Origin of the sequence: Roseovarius halotolerans, from assembly GCF_900172255.1 — a bacterium.
Taxonomy (GTDB): domain Bacteria; phylum Pseudomonadota; class Alphaproteobacteria; order Rhodobacterales; family Rhodobacteraceae; genus Roseovarius; species Roseovarius halotolerans.
On the sequence record NZ_FWFU01000004.1, the window covers coordinates 219,021 to 241,306 of the forward strand.

The 22,286-nt window shown below is 64.4% G+C and carries 21 protein-coding genes; 11 read left to right on the forward strand and 10 right to left on the reverse strand.

The window, feature by feature from the left end; translation table 11 throughout:
* Positions 1–125: 125 nt before the first annotated feature.
* From ROH8110_RS15855 to ROH8110_RS15885, 7 genes are all read left to right on the forward strand, one after another.
* Positions 126–1,376 (forward strand): Zn-dependent hydrolase, encoded by a 1,251-nt coding sequence (locus tag ROH8110_RS15855; RefSeq protein ID WP_085818730.1) that lies wholly within the window; start codon positions 126–128, stop codon positions 1,374–1,376.
* Between the two features lie 97 nt (positions 1,377–1,473).
* Entirely contained in the window at positions 1,474–2,937 is a 1,464-nt protein-coding gene (hydA, locus tag ROH8110_RS15860) for a dihydropyrimidinase (RefSeq protein WP_085818731.1), read from the forward strand.
* A gap of 76 nt (positions 2,938–3,013) precedes the next feature.
* Positions 3,014–3,820, forward strand: a complete 807-nt coding sequence (locus ROH8110_RS15865; protein WP_170156535.1) for an ABC transporter ATP-binding protein — start codon at positions 3,014–3,016, stop codon at positions 3,818–3,820.
* 198 nt (positions 3,821–4,018) lie between these two features.
* Positions 4,019–4,894 (forward strand): ABC transporter permease, encoded by an 876-nt coding sequence (locus ROH8110_RS15870; protein ID WP_085818732.1) that lies wholly within the window; start codon positions 4,019–4,021, stop codon positions 4,892–4,894.
* A complete protein-coding gene (locus ROH8110_RS15875; RefSeq protein ID WP_085818733.1) occupies positions 4,894–5,739 on the forward strand; it encodes an ABC transporter permease in 846 nt (281 codons plus the stop codon). The genes ROH8110_RS15870 and ROH8110_RS15875 overlap by 1 nt, the downstream gene beginning before the upstream one ends.
* Before the next feature lie 40 nt (positions 5,740–5,779).
* Positions 5,780–6,772 carry an ABC transporter substrate-binding protein gene (locus ROH8110_RS15880; protein WP_085818734.1) on the forward strand — a complete coding sequence of 331 codons (993 nt, stop codon included), beginning with the start codon at positions 5,780–5,782 and terminating at the stop codon, positions 6,770–6,772.
* Positions 6,773–7,068: 296 nt separating this feature from the next.
* Entirely contained in the window at positions 7,069–8,559 is a 1,491-nt protein-coding gene (locus ROH8110_RS15885) for a D-alanyl-D-alanine carboxypeptidase family protein (protein ID WP_085818735.1), read from the forward strand.
* A 280-nt stretch (positions 8,560–8,839) separates the two neighbouring features.
* Here ROH8110_RS15885 and ccoS read toward each other — a convergent pair whose 3' ends face one another.
* The 5 genes from ccoS to ROH8110_RS15910 form a co-directional block, all read right to left on the reverse strand.
* Positions 8,840–8,998 (reverse strand): cbb3-type cytochrome oxidase assembly protein CcoS, encoded by a 159-nt coding sequence (ccoS, locus tag ROH8110_RS15890; protein WP_085818736.1) that lies wholly within the window; start codon positions 8,996–8,998, stop codon positions 8,840–8,842.
* A 4-nt stretch (positions 8,999–9,002) separates the two neighbouring features.
* Complete coding sequence (locus ROH8110_RS15895) at positions 9,003–11,195, reverse strand: heavy metal translocating P-type ATPase (RefSeq protein WP_085818737.1); 2,193 nt, start codon at positions 11,193–11,195, stop codon at positions 9,003–9,005.
* A 4-nt stretch (positions 11,196–11,199) separates the two neighbouring features.
* The gene (locus tag ROH8110_RS15900; protein WP_085818738.1) at positions 11,200–11,658 is read right to left on the reverse strand and encodes a FixH family protein; all 459 of its coding nucleotides are present in this window, start codon (positions 11,656–11,658) and stop codon (positions 11,200–11,202) included.
* Entirely contained in the window at positions 11,658–13,121 is a 1,464-nt protein-coding gene (gene ccoG / locus ROH8110_RS15905; RefSeq protein WP_085818739.1) for a cytochrome c oxidase accessory protein CcoG, read from the reverse strand. Before ccoG ends, ROH8110_RS15900 begins: the two co-directional genes overlap by 1 nt.
* Before the next feature lie 71 nt (positions 13,122–13,192).
* Positions 13,193–14,080 (reverse strand): LysR family transcriptional regulator, encoded by an 888-nt coding sequence (locus ROH8110_RS15910; RefSeq protein ID WP_085818740.1) that lies wholly within the window; start codon positions 14,078–14,080, stop codon positions 13,193–13,195.
* Between the two features lie 100 nt (positions 14,081–14,180).
* Here ROH8110_RS15910 and ROH8110_RS18840 point away from each other — a divergent pair, with 100 nt between their 5' ends.
* The gene (locus ROH8110_RS18840; protein ID WP_217808220.1) at positions 14,181–14,336 is read left to right on the forward strand and encodes a hypothetical protein; all 156 of its coding nucleotides are present in this window, start codon (positions 14,181–14,183) and stop codon (positions 14,334–14,336) included.
* A 242-nt stretch (positions 14,337–14,578) separates the two neighbouring features.
* On the opposite strand, the gene ccoP is transcribed toward ROH8110_RS18840, so the two are convergent.
* The 4 genes from ccoP to ccoN are packed head-to-tail and all read right to left on the reverse strand — an operon-like array spanning position 14,579 to position 18,009.
* Positions 14,579–15,448 (reverse strand): cytochrome-c oxidase, cbb3-type subunit III, encoded by an 870-nt coding sequence (ccoP, locus tag ROH8110_RS15915; RefSeq protein WP_085818741.1) that lies wholly within the window; start codon positions 15,446–15,448, stop codon positions 14,579–14,581.
* Positions 15,449–15,453: 5 nt separating this feature from the next.
* A complete protein-coding gene (locus tag ROH8110_RS15920) occupies positions 15,454–15,648 on the reverse strand; it encodes a cbb3-type cytochrome c oxidase subunit 3 (protein WP_085819053.1) in 195 nt (64 codons plus the stop codon).
* Positions 15,649–15,659: 11 nt separating this feature from the next.
* Positions 15,660–16,388 (reverse strand): cytochrome-c oxidase, cbb3-type subunit II, encoded by a 729-nt coding sequence (gene ccoO, locus ROH8110_RS15925; protein ID WP_085818742.1) that lies wholly within the window; start codon positions 16,386–16,388, stop codon positions 15,660–15,662.
* Between the two features lie 16 nt (positions 16,389–16,404).
* Positions 16,405–18,009, reverse strand: a complete 1,605-nt coding sequence (ccoN, locus tag ROH8110_RS15930) for a cytochrome-c oxidase, cbb3-type subunit I (protein ID WP_085819054.1) — start codon at positions 18,007–18,009, stop codon at positions 16,405–16,407.
* A gap of 214 nt (positions 18,010–18,223) precedes the next feature.
* On the opposite strand from ccoN, the gene ROH8110_RS15935 reads away from it, so the two are divergent.
* Positions 18,224–19,063, forward strand: coding sequence for a universal stress protein (locus tag ROH8110_RS15935; RefSeq protein WP_085818743.1), 840 nt, complete (start codon positions 18,224–18,226; stop codon positions 19,061–19,063).
* A 133-nt stretch (positions 19,064–19,196) separates the two neighbouring features.
* Here the strand turns inward: ROH8110_RS15935 and fnrL are convergent, their stop codons facing one another.
* The gene (fnrL, locus tag ROH8110_RS15940) at positions 19,197–19,943 is read right to left on the reverse strand and encodes a transcriptional regulator FnrL (protein ID WP_085818744.1); all 747 of its coding nucleotides are present in this window, start codon (positions 19,941–19,943) and stop codon (positions 19,197–19,199) included.
* 68 nt (positions 19,944–20,011) lie between these two features.
* Here fnrL and hemN point away from each other — a divergent pair, with 68 nt between their 5' ends.
* Together hemN and ROH8110_RS15950 are read left to right on the forward strand one after the other, a co-directional pair.
* Positions 20,012–21,367: an oxygen-independent coproporphyrinogen III oxidase gene (gene hemN / locus ROH8110_RS15945; protein WP_085818745.1), complete on the forward strand. Its 1,356-nt coding sequence runs from the start codon at positions 20,012–20,014 to the stop codon at positions 21,365–21,367.
* An 11-nt stretch (positions 21,368–21,378) separates the two neighbouring features.
* Positions 21,379–22,284: an endonuclease/exonuclease/phosphatase family protein gene (locus tag ROH8110_RS15950; RefSeq protein WP_085818746.1), complete on the forward strand. Its 906-nt coding sequence runs from the start codon at positions 21,379–21,381 to the stop codon at positions 22,282–22,284.
* Positions 22,285–22,286 lie beyond the last annotated feature (2 nt).

A 22,286-nucleotide genomic window follows, 5' to 3' on the forward strand; every position in this document is an offset into this window, starting at 1 on the left:
ATTTCTTGACCGGTTGGTCAACGTGTGGTGCCATCATCTTGACCATACGGTCAGGTTAAGACCGTTGGCAAGAGGCCCGGATATCACCGGCCCGCCAAGGCGACGACAACAGGGAGACAAGGACGATGGCCGCACCCGGCGAGAACCTCAGGATCAATGGCGACCGGCTGTGGGACAGCCTGATGGAGATGGCCAAGATCGGCCCCGGTGTCGCCGGCGGCAACAACCGCCAGACCCTGACCGATGCCGATGCCGAAGGGCGCGCCCTGTTCAAGGAGTGGTGCGAGGCGGCGGGCTGCACGATGGGGCTCGATCAGCTGGGCAACATGTTCGCGCGCCGCGAGGGCACCGACCCCGACGCGCTGCCGGTCTACGTGGGCAGCCATCTCGACACCCAGCCCACGGGCGGGAAATATGACGGGGTGCTGGGCGTGCTCGGCGGGCTTGAAATCCTGCGCACGCTCAATGACCTCGGGATCAAGACGCGCCACCCGATCGTCGTGACCAACTGGACCAACGAGGAAGGCACGCGGTTTGCCCCGGCGATGCTGGCATCGGGGGTGTTCGCGGGCGTGCACGAACAGGATTGGGCCGAAGCGCGCGAGGACGCCGAGGGCAAGCGGTTCGGCGACGAGCTGGACCGGATCGGCTGGCGCGGCGAGGAAGCCGTGGGCGCGCGCAAGATGCACGCTTTTTTCGAGCTGCATATCGAACAGGGTCCAATTTTGGAGGCCGAGGGCAAGGATATCGGCGTGGTCACCCACGGCCAGGGGCTGAGTTGGACGCAGGTGACGATCACCGGCAAGGAGAGCCATACCGGCTCGACCCCGATGCCGATGCGCCGCAATGCCGGGCTGGCGATGGCGCGGGTGCTGGAAAAGGTCGAGGAGATCGCCCTCAGTCACGCCCCCGACGCGGTGGGCGCGGCGGGCCATATCGACATCTATCCCAATTCGCGCAACGTGATCCCCGGCAAGGCCGTGTTCACCGTCGATTTCCGCTCGCCGGAACTGCCGGTGATCGAGGACATGGTGACGCGCATGAAAGAGGCCGCGCAGGCGATCTGCGCCGATATGGGCTGCGAGGTGGAATTCGAGAAGGCCGGCGGGTTCGACCCGGTGGAGTTCGATCCGGGCTGCGTCAAGGCGGTGCGCGACGCCGCCGAACGGCTGGGCTATTCGCATCGCGACCTGGTGTCGGGCGCGGGCCATGACGCCTGCTGGATCAACCGCGTCGCCCCCACGGCGATGGTGATGTGCCCCTGCGTTGACGGGCTGAGCCATAACGAGGCCGAGGAGATCAGCAAGGACTGGGCGACCGCCGGGGCGGATGTGCTGATGCATGCGGTGGTCGAGACCGCCGGGATCGTGGACTAGGGGGCGCTGCCCCCGTCGCCGCAAGCGGCGACTCCCCCGGGATATTTATGAACAGAAGAAGCGCCGGGGCCGGAAAAGACAGACAGGGAGACATGACATGACCACCAAAGTCATCAAGAACGGCACCGTCTGCACGGCGGACCGCACGTGGAAGGCCGATGTGCTGATCGAAGGCGAGACGATCAGGCAGATCGGCGAGGACCTGAAGGGCGATGAATATATCGACGCCGAGGGCGCCTATGTGATCCCCGGCGGGATCGATCCGCATACCCATCTGGAAATGCCCTTCATGGGCACCACCGCGGCCGAGACATTCGAGACCGGCACATGGGCCGCGGCCTGTGGCGGCACCACGATGCTGATCGATTTCTGCCTGCCGGGGGCGGATGGATCGATCAAGAACGCGATCAACGAATGGCACCGCAAATCCGCGCCCCAGATCTGCAGCGACATCGGCTATCACATGGCGGTCACCGGCTGGAACGAGAAGATCTTCGAAGAGATGAAAGACGCCGTCGAGATGGGCGTCAACTCGTTCAAACATTTCATGGCCTACAAGGGCGCACTGATGATCGAGGATGACGAGATGTTCGCCAGCTTCAAGCGCTGCAAGGAGCTGGGCGCGCTGCCGATGGTTCATGCCGAGAACGGCGACCTGGTGGCCGACATGCAGGCGCAGATGCTGGAGCGCGGGATCACCGGCCCCGAAGGCCATGCCTATTCGCGCCCTCCCGAATTCGAGGGCGAGGCGGCCAACCGCGCCATCACCATCGCCGATGCCGCCGGCGTGCCGCTTTATATCGTGCATGTGAGCTGCGAGCAGGCGCATGAGGCGATCCGGCGCGCGCGCCAGAAGGGGATGCGGGTTTACGGCGAGCCCTTGATCCAGTTCCTGACGCTCGACGAGAGCGAGTATTTCAACAAGGACTGGGATCACGCCGCACGCCGCGTGATGAGCCCGCCTTTCCGCTCCAAGGATCATCAGGACGGGCTTTGGGCCGGGCTTCAGGCGGGCAGCCTTCAGGTGGTGGCGACCGATCACGCGGCGTTCAGCACCGAGCAGAAGCGCATGGGCGTCGATGATTTCACCAAGATCCCCAACGGCTCGAACGGCCTTGAGGAGCGGCTCGCGGTGCTCTGGACGCAAGGGGTCGAAACCGGGCGGCTGACGCCCAATGAATTCGTCGCCGCGACCTCGACCAATGTCGCCAAGATCCTGAACATCTATCCCAAGAAGGGCGCCATCGTGGAGGGCGCGGATGCCGATATCGTGGTGTGGGACCCCAAGATCAGCAAGACGATCAGCGCGGGCAACCACCATTCCATCCTTGATTACAACGTCTTCGAGGGGTTCGAGGTGAGCGCGCAGGCGCGTTACACGATCAGCCGCGGCGAAGTGATCTGGGCCTGGGGACAGAACAGCCAGCCACAGCCCGGCCGCGGCCGCTTCGTGCCGCGCCCCGCCTTCCCTTCGGCGCATAAGGCGCTGAGCCGCTGGAAGGAGTTGACCTCGCCCAAGCAGATCCACCGCGATCCGATGAATATTCCGGCAGGAATCTGAAAAAAATCGCGCCGTGCCCGTATGATAGCGGGCGCGGCCATTGACATGAGAAAGCCAGCACGGCGCAATGGCGGCGATGCAAGCGGGGGAACACCGATTGACCAGCGACCGAGTGATCAGCGCCAAGGACCTGTCCCTGACATTCCAGACCAATGACGGGCCTGTCCATGCGCTCAAGGATGTGAACCTGGACGTCGAAAAGGGCGATTTCGTCAGTTTCATCGGCCCATCGGGCTGTGGCAAGACCACCTTCCTGCGCTGCATGGCGGATCTTGAGCATCCCACGGGTGGCAGCATCACCGTCAACGGCGCAAGCGCACAGGAGGCACGCCGGGCGCGCGCCTATGGCTATGTGTTCCAGGCGGCGGGGCTTTATCCCTGGCGCAGCATCGGCGGCAATATCCGCCTGCCCCTCGAGATCATGGGCTACAGCAAATCCGAACAGGACCGGCGGGTGCGCGAGGTGCTGGAACTGGTGGACCTGGCCGGATTCGAGAAGAAATTCCCCTGGCAATTGTCGGGAGGCATGCAGCAGCGCGCCAGCATCGCCCGCGCGCTGGCCTTCGATGCGGATATCCTGCTGATGGACGAACCCTTCGGCGCTCTCGATGAAATCGTGCGCGATCACCTCAACGAGCAGCTTCTGAGCCTGTGGGAGAGAACCCACAAGACGATCTGCTTCGTCACCCACTCGATCCCCGAGGCGGTTTATCTGAGCACGAGGATCGTGGTCATGAGCCCGCGGCCGGGCCGCATTACCGACGTGATCGAAAGCCCCCTGCCACGCGAGCGCCCACTGGAAATCCGCGACACGCCCGAATTCATCGAAATCGCCCATCGCGTCCGCGACGGGCTGCGCGCGGGGCATGGCGATGAGGTTTGAGGCACATCCCGAACACGAAGCCCCCGCCTGTATGACGGGGCGGGGGGCTTTCACCGTTCACGGTCATCGGCTCTCCAGCCTGTACCGCGCCATGAGGAAAACACGAAAGCCTTTCATCGTTCTTAAAATACTCACATCCGGCCGCCAGATCCTGGCGCTGCATTCGAGTATTTTCGGAACAGTGAAGGCAGGGAGGGCATGATGCGCAATCTCGTGCCCGTCCTGACCGTTGTCTGCGCCCTCTTCGCGATCTGGTATGCTGCGGCGGTGTGGCTGAATGCGCCCTGGGCCTATAACAAGGCCGAACGGGCCGGGACCGAGCTGGCATTCACCGAACTGGTGGCCGACACCTGGAGCCAGGAAAAACCCAAGCTGCCCGCGCCCCACCAGGTCGGCGCCGAAATCTGGAACACGACCGGCGCGATGGTGGCCTCGGGGCGCGGATTTTCCAAGCGCTCGCTGATCTTTCACAGCTGGGTCACATTCAGCGCCACGGCGCTTGGCTTCCTTCTGGGCACGGGGCTCGGGATCGCGCTGGCCATCGGCATCGTCTATAACCGCACCATGGACATGAGCGTCATGCCCTGGGTGATCGCCAGCCAGACGATCCCGATCCTGGCCATCGCGCCGATGATCATCGTGGTGCTCAACGCGGTGGGCATATCGGGGCTGCTGCCAAAGGCGATGATCTCGATGTATCTGTCGTTCTTCCCGGTCGTCGTGGGCATGGTGAAGGGGCTGCGCAGCCCCGGACCGATGCAGCTCGACCAGATGCGCACCTGGAACGCGACGCCTGCGCAGACCTTCTGGAAGCTGCGGCTGCCCTCCTCGATGCCTTACCTCTTCACCTCGCTCAAGATCGGCATGGCCGCAAGCCTGGTCGGCGCCATCGTGGGCGAATTGCCGACCGGCGCGGTGGCGGGGCTCGGCGCGCGGCTGCTGGCCGGGAGCTATTACGGACAGACCGTCCAGATATGGAGCGCCTTGATCATGGCCGCGACGCTGGCGGCCGTCCTGGTCGGGCTGATCGGGGTGATCCAGCGGATCGTTCTCAAGCGGATGGGGATGGCGTGATGGGCTGGCTGGCAGTTGGATTGGGGGCGTGGATCGGCGGCTGGTGGCTGAATCACGTGCTTTCGCACCGGCCCGCCACGCGGCTGACGCGCCTTGCGGTGCCGGTGATCTTCGGGCTGAGCATCGTGGTGATCTGGGAATCGCTGGTGCGCGGGCTCGAGATCTCTCCGGTGCTGCTGCCCCCGCCCACGCAGATCGCCGCGACCTTCGTCGCCAAGACCCACATCCTGTGGGAGGATTTCGTTCAGACCGTCATCAAGGGCGCGCTGACCGGCTATGTCATGGGATGCGGCGGCGCCTTCCTGATCGCGGTGGCGATCGACCGGTTTCCGTTCCTGCAACGGGGGCTCTTGCCGGTGGGCAATTTCGTGGCCGCGCTGCCGATCATCGGCATGGCGCCGATCCTGGTCATGTGGTTCGGCTTCGACTGGCAGTCCAAGGCGGCGGTGGTGGTGGTCATGGTGTTCTTTCCGATGCTGGTGAACACCGTGCAGGGCCTTCAGGATACCGACGCGATGCAGCGCGACCTCATGCGCACCTATGGCGCGGGCTACTGGACCACGCTGCTCAAGCTGCGGCTGCCGGCGGCGATGCCGTTCATCTTCAACGGGCTCAAGATCGCCTCGACACTGGCCCTGATCGGGGCGATCGTGGCAGAGTTCTTCGGCTCGCCCATCAAGGGCATGGGGTTTCGCATCTCCACATCGGTGGGGCAGCTCGCGCTCGACCTGGTCTGGGCCGAGATCGTCGTCGCCGCGATCGCGGGATCGGCCTTCTACGGCGGGGTTGCCCTGCTGGAGAAAGCGGTGACATTCTGGCACCCGTCGCAACGGGGTCGGGCATGAGAAGAACCACAAGAACCAAACACAACACGGGAGAAATGACATGAAGACATTCGCAACGACGATGGGCCTTGCCGTGGCGGGGCTCTGTGCGGGGATGGCGCAGGCCGCCGACGACCTGACGCTGCAGCTGAAATGGGTCACGCAGGCGCAGTTCGCCGGTTACTACGTCGCCCAGGACAAGGGGTTCTACGACGAGGAAGACCTGAACGTCACGATCAAGCCGGGCGGCCCCGACATCGCCCCGACACAGGTGATCGCCGGTGGCGGCGCGGATGTGACCGTGGAATGGATGCCCGCGGCGCTTTCGGCGCGCGAAAAGGGCCTGCCGCTGGTCAATATCGCCCAGCCCTTCAAGAGCTCTGGCATGATGCTGACCTGTCTCAAGAGCACCGGCGTGACCGGCCCCGAGGATTTCCCCGGCCGCACCCTTGGTGTCTGGTTCTTTGGCAATGAATTTCCCTTCCTCAGCTGGATGAGCCAGCTTGGCATTCCCACGAACGGCGGCGATGACGGGGTGACCGTCCTGAAGCAGGGGTTCAATGTCGACCCGCTTCTGCAGGGCCAGGCCGACTGCATCTCGACCATGACCTATAACGAATACTGGCAGGTGATCGACGCGGGCATCACGCCCGAGGAACTGATCACCTTCAAATACGAGGATCAGGGCGTCGCGACGCTGGAAGACGGGCTCTACGTGCTCGAAGACAAGCTGGACGACCCCGCCGAGGTGGACAAGCTGGCGCGCTTCGTGCGGGCCTCGATGAAAGGCTGGAAATGGGCCGAGGAGAACCCCGAAGAGGCAGCGATGATCGTGCTCGACAATGACGCGACCGGCGCACAGACCGAAAAGCACCAGGTCCGCATGATGACCGAAATCGCCAAGCTGACCGCGGGCTCCAACGGCGCGCTCGACCCGGCCGATTTCGAACGTACGGTCGAATCGCTCCTGTCGGGAGGCGAAAGCCCGGTGATCACCAAGCATCCCGGCGACGGGGCCTGGACCCATGAGATTTCCGACGCGGCCCTGAACTGACCGGCGACCGGGCCGGCAACTGAGCGGTCCCATCGGGCGGGGCGCGTGCCACATGCATGCGCCCCGTTTCGCGTTTGAGCGGGCATGCCTTTGGGCGTGCACCCGCTGCCTCATTTCCGCCACAATGGCCCATGTAGCGGTTAGCCGCAGATCAACCGCGAGATGTTGAAGAATGAAGTAAAACCCTTTGTAAAATGGACACTTTCCTAGAATTGGCCTCTGTGCTAGACTTAACCTCATAAGTAATGAAGCCAGTCGGATAACCGGCGGCGCGAGAGGCAGAAAAGAGTAGTTCCATGAAGGCTTGGAGCAAGCAGCAGATCCGCTGGGGTCTGATGGCATTCGCGACATTCTGGATGCTGGTCGTTGTCCCGCTGAGCGCGGCCGCAGCCCCCTATGCAGCGATGGTGATGGATGCACGATCCGGCGAGGTGGTTCACGCCCGCAACGCCGATACCCGCCTGCACCCCGCCTCGCTGACCAAGATGATGACGCTCTATATTGTGTTCGAGGCCGTCGAGAACGGCGAGATCGACCTCGACACGATGGTGACGATATCGCAGCACGCCGCCAGCGAACCGCCCAGCAAGCTCGGGTTGCGCGCCGGTCAGAAGATCCAGCTGCGCTATCTCATCCGCGCGGCGGCGGTGAAATCCGCCAATGACGCCGCAACCGCCCTTGGCGAAGCGATCGAGGGTTCCGAGGCGAGCTTTGCGCGCCGCATGAACCGCACCGCCAAGGCAATGGGCATGACGCGCACCACCTTCAAGAACGCCCACGGGCTGACCGAAAGCGGCCACCTGTCGACGGCGCGGGACATGACCATCCTGGGGCGGCACGTGTTCTACGACTATCCCGACTATTACAACCTGTTCTCGCGCATCACCGCCGATGCCGGCGGGCGCACGGTCTATCACACCAACCGCAAGCTGCTGCGCAGCTACCGCGGCGCCGATGGCATCAAGACGGGCTATACCCGCGCCGCCGGCTTCAACCTTGTCGCGAGCGCCGAGCGCGGCGGCAAGCGGGTCATCGCCACGGTGTTCGGCGGCCAGTCGACGGCCTCCCGCAACGCGAAGGTGGCCGAATTGCTGGACCTCGGCTTCAACCGCACCCCGACCCGCGTGGCCCTGCACCGCCCCCAACCCCCGGCCTATATGGGCAAGGTCTCCAACGGCGCGCCCGGCGCTTACGGCAAGACCGTGCGCCTCGCAACCGCCGCCGCCGTGAAACGCAGCCTGCGCCCGCAGGCACGCCGCCTGGCCGAAGAGGCCCCGGTTCTGCTGGCAGCGAAGGACGACATCGAACAGGCGGTGCTGGCCGCACAACAGGCCAGCCCGGCGGTCAGCCCCGTTGCAAAACCTGCTGTCGAAGCCGCCGCGCGGAACGACTCGCAGCTCGCCCAGGGCGCAGCGGCGGCGACCCCGCGCCTGCCCCGCGTCAATCCCGAGCCGCGCCCCGCCGATCTGGTGCTGGCCAGCGCGCAGGAACCGGCCAGCGATCCCATCCAGGAGGTCGTGACCCGCGTCTCCACATCGGGCGGGCGCAACTGGGGGATCAATGTCGGGCGCTATCCCAGCGAATACCAGGCCCGCAAGATCCTCTTGCAGACCGCTCTCAACGAGATCACCACGCTTGACGGATCGCTGCGCAAGGTGGTCAAGCGCCCCACCGGCTTTGACGCAAATTTCATGGGCATGAGCCGCGAGACCGCGGATCTGGCCTGTCGGCGGCTGCAGGCCAAGAAGGTCACCTGTTTCATGATCGAGCCAGGCGGCGGCGCCTGACGCCACGCGGAAGCACGGGGGCGCTGCCCCCGTCGCCGCAAGCGGCGACTCCCCCGGGATATTTCTGAACAGAAGACGGGGCGGGATTGGACCAGCCCGCCCCTGACCGGCGTGCCGGCCTTCTCCTGTTGCGGTCATCGGCGTCCCCGCCTGTACCGCCCGGTCATGATGGCGGCAAAAGGTTCAGGAACCGTTACTTCTTCTGTTTGAAAATATCCTGGGGGTGAGGCCGAAGGCCGAGGGGGCAAGGCCCCCTGCCCCGCCTGCGGCTGGCGCAGCTTCAGGGTTTGGGGTGGTCGTCGTATTCGTCGCTCAGGATGCGGCGTGAATCGCCCTCGGGATCATCATACTGGTTGCTTCTGACCGTGTAGACGAAGAACGCCAGCCCAAGTCCCCCCATGAACAGGGAAATCGGAATCAGATAGGCAAGGATGGTCATGAAGTCACCTGAGGCGCAAAGCGTTCAGCGACACCGTAATGGAACTTGCGGACATGGCCAAGGCCGCAATCAGCGGCGTCGCGAAACCGGCGATGGCCAGCGGCACGGCGACGACGTTGTAGACTGTGGCGATGTTGAAATTCTCGCGGATACGGCGGGTTGCGGACCGCGCGGTATCGCAGGCTGCGGCAATCGGCGACAGGTCGCTGCCGAGAAGCACGATATCCGAGGCGACGCGGGCCGCATCGAGCGCGCTGGCAGGCGAGATCGACACATGCGCCGCCGCGAGCGCGGCGGTGTCGTTGAGCCCGTCGCCCACCATCAGCACCTTCGCGCCCCCGGCGGTGAGGGCCTGGATGCGCTCGGCCTTGTCGGCGGGCAGCGCTTCGGCCATCCAGCGCTCGATGCCAAGCCGGGCGGCGAGCGCCTCGACCGCAGGCGTGGTGTCGCCGGACATGAGGTAAACCGTCTTGCCCGCCTCTTTGAGCGACTCCACCGCCTCGGCGGCGCCCTCGCGCAGCCGGTCGGCAAAGATAAACGCCCTGGGCGCGTCTCCGCCGCCGCGGCTGAGGAATGTGGCGGTCTCGGCCAGCCCATCGGCCCCGGTCCAGCTGGCGCGGCCAAGGCGCACTTCCTGACCCGCATGCATGGCGCTGGTGCCGAAACCGGGCCTTTCGGTCACATCACTGACGCGTGCGGGGGCGAAGCCCGCATCGCGCGCAGCGCGGGTGATCGCCTGCGCCAGCGGATGCGACGAGCCTTCGGCCAGCGCCAGCGCCAGTTCGATGTCGCGCCGCGGCAATTCGGCCATATTGGTCAGTTCCGGTGTCCCGGCCGTCAGCGTGCCGGTCTTGTCGAACACCACGGTATCGACCTCGGCCAGCCGCTCGAGCGCGGTTTCGTGCTTGATCAGCATACCACGGCGAAAGAGCCGACCGCTGGCTGCGGTGGTGACTGCGGGCACCGCAAGGCCCAGCGCACAGGGACAGGTGATGATCAGCACCGCCGCCGCGATATTGAGCGCCGTGCGCACATCGAATGTGTAGAGATACCAGCCCACGAATGCCAATGCGGACAGGATATGCACCCCCGGCGCATAGAGCTTGGCGGCCTTGTCCGCGAGCGATGTGTAGCGCGAGCGCCCGGATTCGGCGATCGCCACAAGGTCGGCCATACGGTGCAGCGATGTATCCGCCCCCACCGCGCTGGCGCGAATCGTGAGCGGTCCGGTCAGGTTGACCTCGCCCGCCGAAACGCCCTGCCCTTCGCCGGCGAAGACCGGCAGCGTCTCGCCGGTCAGAAGCGAGCGGTCGATCTCGGACGTGCCCGCAACGATCTCGCCATCGACGGGCATCCGCCCGCCGGGGCGCACCAGCACGAGGTCGCCCACCGCCAGTTCCGAGATATTGACGGTCTCCTCCTCGCCGTCGCGCAGACGGATCGCGCGCGGCACTTCCAGCGCCGTCAGTTCCTCGGCGGCCGAGCGCGCGATGGCGCGGGTGCGGTGATCGAGATAGCGTCCCGCCAGAAGGAAGAAGGTCAGCGCCAGCGCGGCATCGAAATAGGCATGCGCGCCCGACAGCGCGGTTTCCCAGAGCGAGGTCACCACCGCCAGCACGATCGCCAGCGTGATCGGCACGTCCATGTTGAGCTGCCGGTTGCTGAGCGCCGCCCAGGCATTGCGGAAGAACGGCTGGCCCGAGAAGGCGATCGTCGGCAGGGCGATCGCGGCGGAGAGCCAGTGGAAAAGGTCACGCGTGGCCTCGGCCGCGCCGGACCAGACCGACACCGACAAGAGCATCACGTTCATGCTGGCGAAACCGGCCACCGCCAGCCGCATCAGCAGTTCGCGCCCCGCACGGTCGTTTGCCGTGGCATTGAGCGTGCCGGGATCGAGCTCATGCGCCTCATAGCCAAGCGCCTCGACCAGGGTCTTCATGTCGGCGGCGGTGATATCGGATTCGGCCTCGATGCTGGCGCGCTTGAGCGTGAGGTTCACCCGGGCGGATTTGACGCCGGGATGGGCGTTCAGGGCCTTTTCGACCTTGGAGATACAGGCCGAGCAATGGATCGTGGGCAGCGACAGCGCGATCTGCGCCGACACATGCGCAGCCGCCTCCTCGGCCAGGCGCTCGGCCGAGGGCGCGGCCGCACAGGCCGGGCAGGCCGAGGGGGTGGGGCGCATGTTGCCGCTCATCGGTTCAATCCTTGATCAGAACGACACGCTGGGTAAAGGCGGTGCCATCGGCGGCTCGTGCATCCATGCGGATGTTCCAGTTGCCACCGCCCAGCGGCACGTCGGCCACATAGGCCTTGCCGTTGAAACGGAAATCGGGGCGCACATCATCCGCGATATGGGTGGCGCGCCCGACCGTCGCGTCCAGGGTTCCGACCTCGACGGGATCGCCGAACTGGTTGGTGATCGCCAGCACCAGCTGCCCGTCATGGTGATGCGCCGACACGTTCCAGCCCAGGGCCTCCTGCGCCGCCTTGCGCTCGTTGAAGGTCTGGCTGGCGACGTAGGAGTTCTTGACCTCGAGTCCGGGGAAGGTCTTGATCGCCGAATAGGCCAGCACGAGGTTGACGCTGATGATGACCCCGAACGCCCCCGCAAATATCATCAGCACGTGCTTGCCAGTGAGCTTGCGTTCCTTGCCCATCAATTCCCCCGTCCGTTGAAGACCGTGTCGGTATAGGTGCGCTCGCCGGAGGTTGTCTCCTCGACCCAGAGGCGCACATCGGTGCGCTCGGCGCGTGCGGCGTCGGATTTGGGCGGCGCCACCAGATAGACCCGCGCCAGTTGCGAGGTATCCGCAGGCACAGTGACCGTTTCATCGGTCTCGCCCTCGACCTGAAGGCGGATCGTCGGGTCGCCCTTGACCGTCAGGTGGAACGGGCGTTCCTCGCCATGCTTGTTGCGCAGGCGCACCTCATAGACGTTGCGGATCGAACCATCGGACATGGTGACAAAGGTCGGGTTGCGCACTGGCGCGACCGTCATGTCGATATCGGGCCGGATGAACAGCGCAAAGACCAGACCGAAGCCCACCAGCGACCAGAGCGCCGTATAGAGAATCGTGCGCGGGCGCAGGACGTGCTTGATGATCGGCTTGGGCGCACCCCCGGCGCGCTCTGAAACCTCATCGGTCAGCGCCATGTAGTCGATCAGGCCGCGCGGCTTGCCGATCTTGGCCATGATGTCGTCGCAGGCGTCGATGCACAGCGCGCAGGTGATGCATTCCAGCTGCTGCCCCTCGCGGATGTCGATCCCCACCGGGCAGACATTGACGCAGGCCATGCAGTCGATGCAGTCACCCTGCTCGGCCCCGGCTTTCACCTCGTCCGAGTTCTTGCGCGGCTCGCCGCGCCACTCGCGATAGGCGACGGTCAGCGTGTCCTCGTCCATCATGGCGGCCTGGATACGCGGCCAGGGACAGGCATAGATGCAGATCTGCTCGCGTGCGAAGCCGCCAAAGGCAAAGGTCGTCGCGGTCAGCACGCCGATCGTGGTATAGGCGATCGGATGCGCGTTGAGCGTGAAAAGATCGACCAGCAGCGTCGGCGCATCGGTGAAATAGAACACCCAGGCACCGCCCGTTGCAGCGGCGATCAACAGCCAGGTGACCCATTTGGTCAGCCGCAGCCGCGCCTTGCGGAAATCCAGCTTCTTCTGGCGGTGCAGGCGCAGGCGCGCGTTGCGGTCGCCCTCAATCCAGCGCTCCACCAGAACGAACAGGTCGGTCCACACCGTTTGCGGACAGGCGTAGCCGCACCACACCCGGCCAAGCGCCGAGGTGAACAGGAACAGGCCAAGCCCCGCCATAACCAAAAGGCCGGCGATGAAATAGAACTCATGTGGCCATATCTCGATCCAGAGGAAAAAGAATCGGCGGCTGCCAAGATCGATCAGCACCGCCTGATCGGGCAGATTCGGCCCACGGTCCCACCGGATCCACGGGGTGACATAATAGATTCCCAAGGTGAAGATCATGATGATCCACTTCAGGTTTCTGAATTTTCCATAGACTTTCTTGGGAAAGACCGGTTCGCGGGATGCATACAGGCTGGGTGCAGCGTCTGGCTGGGTTTGAGACAACGGAATCACTCCGGTATTCGCGTTCATTGACAAGGCTGTTGTTTCAGGCGAGGCAGGAAAGAGCCTTGATTTGCATCAAATTCTGACTCTTAAAGTGATCAATTTACAAGCGCCATATCCGCGGCTTGGCGCCGCAACCACCCGACGAACGCCTTGGCTTTAGGGCGCAGCGGGCCAGGTGCCGTGACAATGTGATAGGCGGTATCCTCGGGTTCCTCGAACAACAGGCACAGCCGTCCGGCGGCGATATCGTCCGCGACCCACTGGCGCACCGTCAGCGAGACCCCCTGCCCCTGGCGCACCCCTTCAAGCAGGAGGTTCCCCGGCACCTGCGTCAGCCCTCCGATCCGCACCGAAGCCAGCCCCTTCCGGCTCAGCCAGTCGGTCGATTCCGATGTGCCGTATTCCTGCACCCATGGCAGGTCCAACAGGTCGGCGGGCGTGGTGATCTCGCGCCCGGCCACCAGGCTCGGCGCAGCCACCACCACGAGCGGCGACAGGAACAGGCATTCGACCTCGACTCCCGGCCAGTCGCCCAGCCCGTGGCGGATCGCGATATCGATGCCTCCCGGCTCCAGCGGCACGCGGTCGGGGGTTGGGTTGATCATCACGTCCACATCCGGGTGCCGGTTGCGGAAATCCAGCAGCCGGGGCATCAGCCATTGCGCGGCAAAGCCCGGCGTCGTCGATATCTGAAGCGGCCGGTCGGCATCCGCGCCGGTCAGCGCGTCGATGGTGCGCGCAATGCTGCCGAACCCCGCCTTGAGGGAATCGGCAAGATTGCGCCCGGCATCCGTCAGCCGCAGCGCCCGGCCCGAGCGATCCACCAGCGACACGCCCATATGCACCTCGAGCGCCTTGACCTGCTGGCTGATCGCCGCGTGACTGACATTGAGCGCCGCACCCGCCGCGCTGGCCGAGCCGGTCTCGGCCAGGGCCGCGAAGGCCCGCAGCGCAGTCAGCGGGGGCATTGAAAGCCAATCCATCGTGTAATCCAAGCTTACAGGTTTCAAACATTCCTGAGTCGCATAATGGCAGCCTAAAGCGCATATTCACAGCACAAAACGCCCATCACAGGAGGCCACCATGTTCAGCGTATTCGCAAAATCTTTCATGACTGCAACCCGCAACAACCTTGCGCCGCGCCCCGACACGCCCAGCCACTGGCCACAGGGTGAACGGTTCGACAACCGCGCCCGCGCCGAGTTCGAGGCCCATCGCGAAGCCCGCAGGCGCGACTGAACCCTGGCCCGCAACATGGCCGCGTAACGTCAAGAAGCAGCGGCGGGGCCGCTGCGCTTGCGCCTCGTGCAAGCCGGTGAACTCGGGGGAAGGGGTGTGTTGCGCGGTAGACATGCGGGGGCGTCCCGCTTTAGATAGTTGGCACCGGCCCTCCCAGGAAACGCGCGAACAGGACGGAAGAGCCAGTGCCTAGCCCGCGGACGGCACGCCGCCCGCGGGTGTTCTTTATGCCGGTCGGGCGATCATTCGCCGCCCCCGAGCTGGTGGACATAGGTCGCCACGGCGCGGATCTTGGCTTCGGTCAGCTGTGCGCCGCCCATCGGGGGCATCACACCGAAGCGCGAGTTGATCACCGTCTCCTTGACCGTGTCGTAATCACCGCCATAGAGCCAGATGGCGTCGGTCAGGTTGGGCGCGCCCTGATAGATGTCGCCCGTGCCGTCATCGCCATGACAGACCGCGCAGTTGTCCGTGAAGACCTCCTCGCCAGCTGCAACCAGCGAAGCGTCCTGCGGATCATAGGTGGGCGACAGCGACATGACATAGTTCACGACCTGCTCGATCTGCGGCTCTTCCAGAATCTCGCCGAAGGCGGGCATCTCGGAGTAACGCGCATCCGGGTCATCCTCGTTCCGGATGCCGTGGCTGACGGTGTAATGGATATCTTCCATCGTGCCGCCCCAGAGCCATGCGTCATCCTGAAGGTTCGGATACCCTTTGGCGCCAGCCGCGCCCGAGCCGTGACACTGGGCACACCAGGTCTTGAACACGGCCGCGCCGGCCGAACGGGCATAACCGGCCAGTTCGGGATCGCTCGCGATCGCATTCAGGTCTGCCGAAGCCAGCCGGGCGTTGATCTCGGCATTGGCGGCCTCGGCTGTGGCGATCTCTTCTGCCACATTGGCCCGTGTGGACCAGCCCAGGTAGCCCTTGGTCGCACCCTGAACCATCGGCCACGCCGGATAGGCGATCGTGTACCAGATGCCCCAGATGATACAGGCGTAAAAGATCCACAGCCACCACGCCGGAAGGGGGTTGTTATACTCCTGGATCCCGTCCCATTCGTGGCCGGTCGTTTCGACCTTTGTCTTCTTGTTGGGTTGTTTTGCCATGTCAGTCACGCCTCCTTGGCGTCGGCTACGCCGCGCTGAGCGGGTTTGTCTTCATGCCGGAAGGGGATCCCGGACGGATCTTCGTAGGTCTTGGTGGATCCGGGTCGGAAGACCCAGATCACCATGCCGACGAAGAACGTGAACAGGAACAGCAGCATCCAGCTGTCGGCAAAAGCGCGAAGAAAGGTGTAGGTTTCCATCATGCCCTCCCTTACCGGCTCGCCACTGGCGTGAATGTCGAGAAGTCGACCAGCGTGCCCAGCATCTGCAGATAGGCGATGAGCGCGTCGGCTTCCGAGATTCCCGGCTGCCCGTCGAAGTTGCGCACGTTCACCTTGTCGCCGTAACGCTCGATCAGCCCGTCATAGTCGCCGAACGGATCGATCTGCGCCTCGAAATCGGCCGCCGCGTTCTCGATCATCTCCTCGGAGTAAGGCACACCGATCAGACGGTGGGTCTTGAGAAGATCCTCGATATGGGTCGGCTCGATCATCCGGTTTTCCAGGAAACCGTATTTCGGCATGACCGATTCCGGCACCACGGATTGCGGATTGCGCATGTGGTCCACATGCCACTCGTCCGAGTAGCGCCCACCGACGCGGGCAAGGTCAGGCCCTGTCCGCTTGGAGCCCCACTGGAACGGGTGGTCATACTGCGATTCCGCCGCGAGGCTGTAGTGGCCGTAACGTTCGACCTCGTCGCGCATGGGGCGGATCATCTGGCTGTGGCAGACATAGCAGCCTTCACGCACATAGATGTCGCGACCGGTCAGCTCCAGCGGGGTGTAGGGGCGCATGCCCTCTACATCCTCGATGGTGTTTTCCAGCCAGAACAGCGGTGCGATCTGCACAATGCCGCCAATCGTGACCACCAGGAAGGCAAAGATCGACAGAAGCGTGATGTTCTTCTCGAGGATCTTGTGTTTTTCAAGAATTGCCATTGGGTCAGTCCCTTTCTTATTCGGCCGGGACAACGGAGTTGGTGGCTTCGACAGCCGGGCTCCGTTTGACGGTCATGAACAGGTTGTAGCACATGATGATTGCGCCGGTGATGAAGAGCACCCCACCAAGACCCCGCACGACATACATCGGGAATTTGGCGGCCACGGTGTCGGCAAAGGCGTTCACGAGGAAGCCGTTCGCATCCACTTCGCGCCACATCAGGCCCTCCATGATGCCGGTCACCCACATGGATGCGGCGTAGAGGATGATGCCGATGGTCGCGAGCCAGAAGTGCCAGCTGACCAGCGAGAGCGAGTAGAGCCGCTCACGGTTCCACAGACGCGGCACCAGGAAGTAGAGCGCCCCGAAAGTGATCATGCCGTTCCAGCCAAGTGCGCCGGAGTGGACGTGACCGATGGTCCAGTCGGTATAGTGCGACAGCGAGTTCACCGCGCGGATCGACATCATCGGACCCTCGAAGGTGGACATCCCGTAGAAACCCACGGAAATCACCATCATCCGGATGATCGGATCGGTGCGCAGCTTGTCCCATGCCCCCGACAGGGTCATCAGGCCGTTGATCATCCCGCCCCAGGAGGGCATCCAGAGAACGATCGAGAACACCATGCCCAGCGTCGAGGCCCAGTCGGGCAGCGCCGTGTAGTGCAGGTGGTGCGGACCGGCCCAGATATAGATGAAGATCAGCGCCCAGAAGTGAACGATCGACAGCTTGTAGCTGTAGATCGGGCGTTCGGCCTGCTTGGGCACGAAATAGTACATCATCCCCAGGAAGCCTGCGGTCAGGAAGAAGCCCACGGCGTTATGGCCATACCACCACTGGGTCATGGCATCCTGCACACCGCTGAACACCTGCACCGATTTCGAACCGAAGATCGAGACAGGAATGCTGAGGTTGTTCACGATATGCAGCATCGCGATGGTCAGGATGAAGCTCAGGTAGAACCAGTTGGCCACGTAGATGTGGCGCTCCTTGCGCCTGACGATGGTGCCCAGGAACACGGCCAGGTAGGCCACCCAGACGATGGTCAGCCACCAGTCGACATACCACTCGGGCTCGGCGTATTCCTTGGACTGGGTCGCACCCAGCAGATAGCCGGTCGCCGCCAGGACGATGACCATCTGATAACCCCAGAAGACGAACCATGCGAGGTTGCCGCCCCAGAGCCGCGCCGCCGATGTCCGCTGCACCACGTAGAAGGATGTTGCGATCAGGGCGTTGCCGCCGAACGCGAAGATCACCGCGCTGGTGTGAAGAGGACGCAGCCGCCCGAAGTTCAGATAGCCCTGCGCCCACTCGAAGTTGAGCGTCGGAAAGGCCAACTGAAAGGCGATGAACGTGCCGACAAGGAAGCCCACGACCCCCCAAAGCGCCGTGGCGACCACCCCGGCGCGTACAACCCCGTCCATGTATTGGCCGGACAGGTCCACAGCGGGTACCGGCTCACCGGTCTTCCGCAATGTCCAGATAAACAGGCCTGCCGCGGCAAGCGCCACGGTCAGCGCATTGACCAGATAGGCCAGATCGCGCGCATAGTTGGCAGCAATCAACGCAAGCAGCGTGATCACCCCCAGCACGATCAACTTTAGATAGTTCGTCATGTTGCGTCCCTTCGTCTCCATTACAGCACCCATAGCAAAAAACGTCACAAGATTCGCAGGGCGCGTCTAGACATTTTGTTAATGGTCACAGGTGCGATGAACCGCCTTGATCTGTATCAAAACTCCGGCATCGTTTTTTTGATGCGCATCAAGGCATCGCCCTGCCGGTTACGCGTAGGTTATGATGCGAAGACATTTGAAAAGGAAATGCGACATGTCCTACAATTGCCTGTTTTCCGCCGTTACGGACGAAGATCTTGTCGAGGATGTCATCGCGCATGCGCTCGCGATGGCCAAGGCGCATGACGCTCATCTCGACGTGCTCTGCCTTGGCGTCGACCGCAGCCAGACCGGTTATTACTATGCCGGCGCCAGCGCCGTCGTCCTGCAAGAGACGATCACCCGCGCCCACGAAGAATCCGAAGCGATCGAAGCGCGCGTGAACAAGCTGCTCGAAGGTTCGGGTATCCGCTGGGCCAGCGAAGGCGGCGTCGCTCAGTTGGCCGACATGGGGCGCCACATTGCGGCGCGTGCGCGATTCTCCGACATGGCGATTCTCGCCCAGCCCTATGGCGAGGGGCGCGGCGCCGAACTCGAACCAGTGACCGAATCGGCCCTGTTCGAAGGCCATGTCCCGGCGCTGATCGTGCCCGCGGGCGCGGCGCCCGCGCCGATGCCGAAACGGGTGATGATCGGCTGGAACGAAAGCGCCGAGGCCCTGAGCGCCGTGCGCGCGGCCATGCCGCTTCTGGCTTCGGCCGACAGTGTGCATGTGGTGGTCATCGACCCGCCCCAGCACGGCCCCAACCGCTCGGATCCCGGCGGCCAGGTCTCGCAATTCTTGGCGCGCCACGGCGTGCAGGTGGAAATCGACGTGCTCTCCAAGACCATGCCGCGCGTCTCGGATGTGCTGATGCGCCACGCTTCGGACATGGATGCCGACATGATCGTGATGGGTGCCTACGGGCATTCGCGCTTTCGCGAGGCGGTGTTCGGCGGCGCGACGCGCTACATGCTGGAACAGGCCGGGCTGCCGGTCTTCATGGCTCACTGACCGCACGCGGCGTCCCTGTCCGGCCTTGTTCAAGGTGGGGACCGGCAGGGACCATGCTGCGTCAATGAAAAGGGCCTCGCGCAAGCGGGGCCCTTGGTCGTTCAGCCGGTTGTCGTCTCCGGGTTTCGCCGGATCAGGCCAGCATCCCTCCGTCGCTGTCATCGCCCGCCTCGTCCAAGAGGCGGTTGAAATCGGGCACCGTCACATGGCGCTTGCCCTCCAGCACGATCACCCCGTCACGCTTGAGCGCCGAAATCTGGCGGCTGACCGTTTCCAGCGTCAGGCCCAGGTAATCGGCCATCGCCTCCCGCGTCAGCGGCAGGATGAATACCATCGGCCCACGCCGCCCCGCCACGTTCAGCGCCGCGTCGCGCCGGGCGATGATCGACAGCAGGCTCGCGATCTTCTCGCGCGCCGTCTTGCGGCCCAGCACCAGCATCCATTCACGCGCGGCATCCAGCTCGTCCAGCGTCATTTCCAGCAGCCGCTGCGCGATGTGGGGCGTGCGGCTCATCATGTCCTCGAAAGGCTGCTTTCTGAAACAGCACATCACCATGTCGCTGGTCGCCACCACGTCATAGGCGGCGGTCTGACGCCCCGGACGGCCCACGAAATCGCTGGGCAGCAACAGGCCCACCATCTGCGTGCGCCCGTCTTCCATCGTCTGCGTCAGCGTCGCGATGCCCGACACGACCGAGCCCACGAAATCCATCTTGTCGCCTGCCCAGACCACGGTCTGACCCGCCTCGAAACTGCGGTAATACTTGATCTGGTCAAGCAGTTCCAACTCGTCAGCCTCACAGCGCGCGCATACGGCGCGATGCCGGATCGGGCAGTCGCCGCATTCGCGGGGGATGGCCTGTGTCTCAGGGTCGAGCATTATTGCGTCCGTAGCGATGTTGATCTGAATCAAGGTTGCGTTGTCCGCGCTACCATATCGCTTGGATCATGGCTATGAAAGCACAACTCGCTAAGCTGGGTCTCTTTGACGCGAGGGTTCCGCGCTATACCAGTTATCCGACCGCGCCGCATTTCGGCGGCGGCGTCGATTCGTCGCTGTTCGCGCGCTGGATATCCCTTGTGCCTCGGGGCGCTGAAATCTCTCTTTATGTCCATGTGCCCTTCTGCCGGCGGCTCTGCTGGTTCTGCGCCTGCCGCACGCAGGGCACCCAAAGCGATCGCCCCGTCGCCGCCTATGTCGACACCCTCAAATCCGAGCTCGACCTGCTCGCGCGCAACCTGCCCGAAGGCGTGCGCCTGTCGCGCCTGCACTGGGGCGGCGGCACGCCGACGCTGTTGCAACCGGATATGATCGAAGACCTCGCGCAGGCCATCAAGCAGGTCGTGCCCTTCACCGACCGCACCGAATTCTCCGTCGAGATCGACCCCAACGAGATCGACGCACCCCGCCTCGATGCGCTCGCATCGGCGGGCATGAACCGCGCGTCGGTCGGCGTCCAGGATTTCAACGAGGATATCCAGCGGTCCATCGGCCGCCTGCAGGGTTACGAGGTAACCCGCTGGGCCGTGGATGAAATCCGCGCCCGTGGCGTTGCAAGCCTCAATGCCGACATCCTTTACGGCCTGCCCCACCAAAGCAAGGCGCGCATCACCGAAAGCGTGCAGAAGCTCCTCTCGCTCAATCCCGACCGCGTCGCGCTTTATGGCTATGCCCATGTGCCTTGGATGGCCAAGCGCCAGCAGATGCTGCCCTCCGACGCCCTGCCCACCCCCGAAGAACGGCTCGAGCTGTTCGACACCGCGCGCCGGCTGTTCTTATGGGACAACTACGCCGAAATCGGCATCGACCATTTCGCCACCAAGGATGACGGGCTCAACATCGCCCTCAAGACCGGTCGGCTGCGGCGCAATTTCCAGGGCTACACCGACGATACCGCCGACGTGCTGATCGGCCTTGGCGCCTCGTCTATCTCGCGCTTCCCTCAGGGTTATGCGCAGAACGATCCCGGCACCGGCGCCCATACCGCCGCGATACGCGACGGGCGCTTCTCCACCTCGCGCGGGCATGTGTTCTCATCCGAGGATCGCCTGCGGGGCCGGATGATCGAACAGCTGATGTGCGAATTCCGAATCGATACGCCCGACCTTTGCCGGCGACTCGACATTTCCGCACAACAGGTTCACCGGATACTTCAGGCCAGCGCGGCGCAGTTCGGCGGGCTTCTGCAACTCGATGACCAGGGGCTTCGCGTCCCCCACGAGGCGCGCCCCCTGACCCGGATGATCGCGCGCAGCATCGACGCCTACGCGCTCAGCAAGGCAGGCCACAGCTCGGCCATCTGAAAGGGGCGGCGATGCGCATCGCCAGTTTCAACCTGCAACGCCTGCGCCTGCGCGACGGGCGCCTGAGCGGCGCGCGCGACGGCGACACGCCCGAAACCGGCGGCCCCGCGCTCGCGCGCCGCGACCGGGCGCTGAGCGCACAGGTCATCCGCGATCTCGACGCCGATCTCGTGGTCCTGCAGGAAGTGTTCGACCAGGCCACGCTCGATCATTTCCACGACAAGCTGCTCTTGCCCCTTGGCCTGCCCGCCTATCGGCATCGCAGCTGCCTGCCCGGCAATGACGGAAGCGGCTATGACCTTGCGCTGCTGGCGCGCCGCGCGCCGCTCGAGGTGGTCAGCAATGCCGCGCTGCGCCCGGCCGATCTTGGCCTGCACGCGCCCGAAGGCACCGCCGCCGACCTGCCCATCTTCCGCCGGGACTGCCTGCGCGTCGAACTGCCCGGCCTCACGCTCTTCGCCGTGCATTTCAAAGCCCCCTATCCGGACCCGGACACCGCCTTTCGCATCCGCGCCCTCGAAGCCGAGGCCACCCGCCGCCTGATCGCGCGCCGCTTCGCCGATCCCGACAGCGCCATGTGGCTGATCCTGGGCGATCTCAACGATCCCTGGCAGGCCGCCGGTCCCCCCGCCACCGCGCCGATCCGGCCACCCTTTTCCGTCGATCTGCTTGAACGCCTCGCACCCGCCGAGCGCTGGACCCGCCACGACCCCTGGTCAAACAGCTATGGCCGCCCCGACGCGATGCTCGCCAGCCCCGCGCTGGCGCGGGCCTGTCCTGCGGTACGCCCCGAGATCCACCGCCAGGGCCTTGGCCGCGAGGCCACGCGCGCACCGATCCATCTCTCCGGCACCGGGCAACACCGCCCTCATGCCAGCGATCACGCCGCATTGCTTGTCGACCTGCCCGGCCTCTGATG